Below are 6,330 nucleotides of genomic sequence, written 5' to 3'. Positions count from 1 at the left end.
TTATACCCGTGAGATAGCCTACAAATGTTTACGCAGTAAAGATTTTAAGCGACGAGCGGGTATAACAAAAAAGAGACTGTACCGTTTGATACAGTCTCAAAGAAATCTGTGACCTCAGGAGGACTCGAACCCCCACCATGGGAACCGGAATCCCACGTTCTATCCGGTTAAACTATGAGGCCCTTGTGGAGCGCAAAGTTAATAGTTTTTTATAATTTCGCACACTGAATCAGAAGCTGACAGCATGGACTACAAGTTTGCAGAAATCGAGAAGCGGTGGCAGGACTACTGGGAAGAGCACAAGATCTTCAAAACCCCGGATGACTTCTCTAATCCGAAAAAATTTTATGTGCTGGATATGTTTCCCTATCCTTCGGGATCGGGATTGCATGTGGGCCATCCGGAAGGATATACCGCCACCGATATTGTGGCCCGCTATAAAAGGATGAATGGCTTCAATGTCCTTCACCCCATGGGATGGGATGCATTTGGATTACCTGCAGAACAATATGCCATTGAAACCGGAACCCATCCTTCGCTGACCACCCAGAACAACTGCGATAACTTCCGCAGACAGATTAAGTCGCTGGGGCTGGGTTATGACTGGGACCGCGAAATCAATACGACCGACCCCTCCTACTTCAAGTGGACACAGTGGATATTTATCCGTCTGTATAATACCTGGTTCGACGAAGTACAGCAGAAAGGACGCCCCATGGAAGAGCTTGAGATACCACAGGAGATTTCAGCAGCCGGGGAGGATAGTAAAAAGGAATTTGTTGCCAGTAAACGCCTTGCCTACTATGATGATGCACGGGTATGGTGGTGCCCCAGCTGTAAAATTGTATGTGCCAATGAAGAAGTGCTCAATGACGGCAATCATGAAAAATGTGGGAATCCGGTGGAGAGGAAAAACCTGAAGCAGTGGATGCTGAGGATTCCTCTGTATGCGGAGAGACTGCTGGAGGGCCTGGAGGAGGTAGACTGGCCCGAAGGCGTGAAGGATATGCAGCGCAACTGGATCGGACGTTCCACCGGGGCTGAGGTGGACTTCCGGATAGATGGCACCAGGGAGGTCCTGAGGGTTTTTACCACCCGTCCCGATACCCTGTTTGGCGCCACCTACATGGTGCTTGCGCCGGAGCATCCGCTTTTAAAGCTGCTTACAAGCAGTAATCAGACAGAAAAGGTGGAAAGCTATGTGGCGCAGGCCGGATTGAAGTCAGAACTGGATCGTTCGGACCTGTCCCGCGAAAAAAGCGGGGTTTTCACAGGCAGTTATGCCATAAATCCCGTCAATCATTCAAAGATTCCGATCTGGGTGGCCGATTATGTACTGATGGCTTATGGAACCGGTGCCATCATGGCGGTTCCCTGCCACGACACCCGCGACTTCGAATTTGCCACAACGTTTTCACTCCCCATCCCCAGCATCCTGGATCCCGATACAAATGATGAAACCCTGCGAAAACAAGTATTGCAAGGGAAAGCCTGCTGGACAGGCGATGGACATTATGTCAACTCTTCCTCCGAACAAACCGGGCTGGATATCAACGGACTCTCCAAAGAGGAGGGTATTGCCAGAACCATCGAATGGTTACAGCAGCATAAGCTGGGAACGGAAGCGGTCAATTATAAGATCAGGGACTGGCTCTTTAGCAGGCAGCGTTATTGGGGAGAACCCTTCCCCGTGATCCACTGGGAGGATGGAGAAATCACCTTGCTGAAGGAGTCAGAACTTCCGCTGGAGCTCCCCGAACTGGAAAAATATGAACCGGGAAGTCATGGGGAATCGCCGCTGGCCAATGCTACCGAGTGGCTTCATGTAACTGACTCCAGAAGCCGGAAGGGCAGGCGCGAAACCAATACCATGCCCCAGTGGGCCGGATCGTGTTGGTATTATCTCAGATATATGGATCCTAAGAATGATTCTGAGCCCTTTTCCGCGGCCAAAGAGAACTACTGGTTACCGGTGGACCTCTATGTGGGAGGGGCCGAACATGCGGTATTGCACCTGCTTTACAGCCGTTTCTGGCATAAAGTTCTGTACGATCTGGGTATTGTTTCTACCAATGAGCCCTACCACAAGCTTTTTAACCAGGGAATGATCCTCGCGTTCGCTTATGAAACGACCTCCGGAGCCAAGGTGGCAAGCGATCTGGTGGAAGAAAAGGATGGACAGTATTTCCACAGGGAAACCGGAGATCAGCTAAAACAGATTGTGGCCAAGATGTCCAAATCCCTGAAAAATGTAGTAAATCCGGATGATGTGGTATCCACTTACGGAGCCGATGCGCTTCGCCTTTACGAAATGTTCCTGGGTCCGCTCGATGCGGTAAAACCCTGGGTCGAAAATGGGGTTAAGGGGGTTTATAATTTCCTGAACCGGGTCTATAAGTTTTTCGCCGACCCGAAGCATTACCATCAGAAAGAGGAGGATCCGGAAATACTGAAATCCTTGCACGCTACCATCAGGAAGGTGGGAGGCGATGTGGAGGCACTTCACTTCAACACCGCCATCTCCCAGATGATGATCTTTACCAATCTGGCCATAAAAAAGGGGATGGTTTGCCGCCAGACAGCAGAAACTTTTATCCGGGTGCTGAGTCCCTTTGCCCCCCATCTGTCCGAGGAAATATGGAACCTTCTTGGAAACAACGGATCCATCGCTGAATCCTCCTGGCCCCCTTATGATGAATCATTGCTTCAGGAAGATTCGCACGAATACCCGGTAATGATCAACGGCAAGCTCAGGTTCAAAATACTGCTTTCGCTGAACCTGTCTGCTGAGGAGATTCAGGCAAAGGTCCTGGCACATGAAACTGCATTGAAGTGGACCGCAGGGAAGGGTCCCAAACGGTTTATCCATGTTCCTGAAAAGATCATTAATATCGTTGTATGAAAAAGCGCCGGAGAATCCAGACAGGTGGTTTTTTGATTCTTGCCGGAATCCTTGGAGCATCTCTGGTGCTGACAGCCTGTCATCAGGCTGCCAGCCAGCCGGAGCCCCCTGCTGAGAACCAAAGCTCAGAGCAGGATCCCCCGGACCTGTCGTTAGATCTCTACGGGATTCCCCTGAAGCACTATCAGGTGGAGGAAGGCAGGGTGCTGCGCAATCAGACGCTTTCTGATCTCCTCTCGCCCCTGGGGCTGACCATGCAGGAGATCCACCGCATTTCCCTTCTTCCGGACTCCCTGATCAACGAGCGAAGAATAAAATCCGGTAACCGCTATCTTTTCTGTACCCGCCTCGATAGCCTTCAGGAGCCATCCCGGTATGCTGAAACCGTGTTTATTTATGAAAAGAACCTCCTCCATTATGTAGTTATATCCATCGATCCCGACACTATTTGGGCAAGAAACGGACAAAAAGCAGTCAACACCAGGCTGCAGTCAGCCTCCGGAACCATAGAGACATCTCTCTGGGAGGCCATGCAGGAAAACAATCTCAATCCAATGCTGGCCATCGAATTAAGTGAGATATTTGCCTGGACCATCGACTTTTTCGGTATACAAAAGGGGGACAGGTACAAGGTGGTTTACGAAGAGTCTTACGTGGACTCCCTCTCCATAGGTATTCATAAGATTACGGGAGCCTGGTTCTATCATAATCAGACCGATTTCTGGGCGATTCCTTTTGTGCAGGATAGTGTCCGGAGTTTCTTCGATGAGGAGGGCAACAGTCTTCGGAAAGCCTTTCTGAAGGCGCCACTCAGGTTTTCCCGGATCAGTTCGGGGTTTTCCCATTCCAGGTATCATCCGGTTCTTAAGATCAGGCGTCCTCATCACGGGGTGGATTATGCAGCTCCCTCGGGCACTCCGGTGCTTACGGTTGGGGACGGAACGGTAACAAAAGTCGGTTATCAGCAAGGGGGGGGTGGAAATTATGTGAGGATCAAACACAATAGTGTATATTCCACCACCTACATGCACCTTCGGGGCTTCGGTAAGGGAATCAGGCAGGGTGTTTATGTCAAGCAGGGGGATATCATTGGTTATGTGGGTAGCAGCGGACTGGCCACCGGTCCTCATCTCGATTTCCGGTTCTACAGGAATGGCAGTGCAGTAAATCCTCTGACTGTGGAGGCCCCTCCGGTGGAACCCATCCATGAAGAGAACAGGGAGGCCTATGGACTGGCCCGGACCTTTACCATGAGCCTTTTAAAGCTCCTTTAGCAAGCCTTCAACGACAGCCGGGAAATGTGCATACTCCAGCTCATGAATCTTTGCCGCAAGCCCGGCCGGTGTATCACCCGAATCAACCTTACAACGGGCCTGAAAAATAATATCTCCTTCGTCATAATCACGGTTCACATAATGGATGCTTATACCCGATTCCTGATCCCCTGCTGCGATCACCGCCTGATGTACATGATCGCCGTACATCCCCTTCCCGCCATATTTCGGAAGCAGTGCGGGGTGTATGTTAACTACCTTATTCTCAAATGATTTCAGTATATTGCCCGGAACCAGCCAGAGAAAACCGGCTAATACAATAAAATCAATGCTCCGTTCGACAAGTCGATCAAGCACATAATCTGAGCCGTAAAACTGATCCCTGCTAAACACATACACTTCAGTATCAAGTGATTGGGCGCGCCTGACAACCCCTGCATCCGGACGGTTCGTGAGGACAATCTGCACCTTGCCAAAGGGGCTCGTTCGAAAAAAACGTATCAAATTCTCAGCGTTTGTCCCTGATCCGGAGGCAAATATGGCTATGTTCTTCATTTTTTTTTGAAAATAGTCGAATTTTGCATTTCTTTGCAGCGTTAAAAATAACTATTATTATTAATTAAAAATTTATAGTCATGTCTGACATTGCATCAAGAGTAAAAGCAATCATCGTGGACAAATTAGGTGTTGATGAGAATGAAGTAACTTCTGAGGCCAGTTTCACTAACGACCTGGGTGCTGATTCTCTTGACACCGTTGAGCTGATCATGGAATTTGAAAAGGAATTCAATATGGGTATTCCCGACGATCAGGCTGAAAACATCTCCACAGTTGGTGACGCCATCAAATATATTGAAGATAACGCTGAGTAAGGCTAGATTTTAGTTCCAAAACTTTTTGGTATGAGAAGGGTTGTTGTTACAGGACTGGGGGCGATTACCCCCCTGGGTAATAATATTCAGGACTTCTGGAACGCACTTGTTGATGGTGTAAGCGGAAGCGACTGGATTACTCATTTCAATACCGAGAAGTTTAAGACCAAATTCGCCTGTGAGGTTAAGAATTATAATCCACAGGACTATTTTGACCGAAAAGAGATCCGTAAGCTGGACCCCTACGCCCAGTTTGCTCTGATTGCTGCCCATGAAGCCTATCTGGATGCCGGTCTTGATACCGCCACTCATGATAAGGACCGGGCCGGGGTTATCTGGGCATCCGGAATCGGTGGAATAGATACCTTTGCCAAAGAGATCGAGGGCTTCCTGGAAGGCGGGAGAACTCCCAGGTTTAGCCCCTTCTTTATTCCAAAGATGATCTCGGATATAGCCGCCGGACATCTGTCCATGAAATATGGCTACAGGGGGCCTAACTATGCCACTGTCTCGGCATGTGCATCATCCACCAACGCCATCATTGATGCCTTTAACCTGATCCGTCTGGATATGGCGGACCTATTTATCACAGGAGGATCAGAAGCCTCAATAAGTGAAGCTGGTGTTGGCGGATTCAATTCCATGCAAGCCATGTCCACCGACAATGAAAATTACAAAACTGCATCCAGACCTTTCGATGCTAACAGGGATGGTTTTGTAATTGGTGAAGGCGGAGCCGGAATCATCATTGAAGAGCTGGAACACGCCCGGAAAAGAGGGGTGAGGATATATGCCGAACTTATCGGTGGCGGATTGTCGGCCGACGCCTACCACCTGACGGCCCCGCATCCCGAAGGAGAGGGTGCCCGGCTGGTAATGACCAATGCCCTGCGTGATGCCAAAATAGCCCCCGAAGAGGTGGACTATATCAATGTGCATGGAACGGCCACCCCCCTGGGAGACTTATCCGAGATCAAGGCCATCAAGAAAGTTTTCGGGGAACATGCCTATAAACTCAATATCAGTGCAACCAAATCCATGACCGGTCACCTGCTTGGCGCTGCAGGAGCCATCGAATCCATTGCAGTGATCAAGTCGATCGTCCATGGGATTATCCCTCCGACCATCAATCTGAAGGATCTGGACCCGGAAATTGATCCCAAATTAAACCTGACAGCCAATAAGGCACAGAAACGTGATGTAAATGTGGGCCTGAGCAATACCTTTGGTTTTGGAGGACACAACACTTCCGCCATTTTCAGGAAATTTAAGGATTAAGACA

Annotated in this window: 5 protein-coding genes and 1 tRNA gene; 4 read left to right on the top strand and 2 right to left on the bottom strand. The window is 49.4% G+C overall.

Annotated elements, in window-relative coordinates:
- Window positions 1–109: 109 nt before the first annotated feature.
- Window positions 110–182 (bottom strand) — tRNA-Arg (locus tag P1P86_07170).
- Between the two features lie 62 nt (window positions 183–244).
- On the opposite strand from P1P86_07170, the gene leuS reads away from it, so the two are divergent.
- Together leuS and P1P86_07160 are read left to right on the top strand one after the other, a co-directional pair.
- Window positions 245–2,902 (top strand): leucine--tRNA ligase, encoded by a 2,658-nt coding sequence (leuS, locus tag P1P86_07165; protein ID MDF1574958.1) that lies wholly within the window; start codon window positions 245–247, stop codon window positions 2,900–2,902.
- Window positions 2,899–4,176: a M23 family metallopeptidase gene (locus P1P86_07160; GenBank protein ID MDF1574957.1), complete on the top strand. Its 1,278-nt coding sequence runs from the start codon at window positions 2,899–2,901 to the stop codon at window positions 4,174–4,176. Before leuS ends, P1P86_07160 begins: the two co-directional genes overlap by 4 nt.
- On the opposite strand, the gene P1P86_07155 is transcribed toward P1P86_07160, so the two are convergent.
- Window positions 4,162–4,731 carry a phosphoribosylglycinamide formyltransferase gene (locus P1P86_07155; protein MDF1574956.1) on the bottom strand — a complete coding sequence of 190 codons (570 nt, stop codon included), beginning with the start codon at window positions 4,729–4,731 and terminating at the stop codon, window positions 4,162–4,164. The genes P1P86_07160 and P1P86_07155 overlap by 15 nt on opposite strands.
- Window positions 4,732–4,811: 80 nt before the next feature.
- On the opposite strand from P1P86_07155, the gene P1P86_07150 reads away from it, so the two are divergent.
- Window positions 4,812–5,048 carry an acyl carrier protein gene (locus P1P86_07150; protein ID MDF1574955.1) on the top strand — a complete coding sequence of 79 codons (237 nt, stop codon included), beginning with the start codon at window positions 4,812–4,814 and terminating at the stop codon, window positions 5,046–5,048.
- A gap of 30 nt (window positions 5,049–5,078) precedes the next feature.
- Complete coding sequence (gene fabF / locus P1P86_07145; GenBank protein ID MDF1574954.1) at window positions 5,079–6,326, top strand: beta-ketoacyl-ACP synthase II; 1,248 nt, start codon at window positions 5,079–5,081, stop codon at window positions 6,324–6,326.
- Window positions 6,327–6,330: the final 4 nt, after the last annotated feature.

Source organism: Bacteroidales bacterium, assembly GCA_029210725.1.
Lineage (GTDB): Bacteria > Bacteroidota > Bacteroidia > Bacteroidales.
This window is presented reverse-complemented; position numbering and strand designations above follow the sequence as displayed.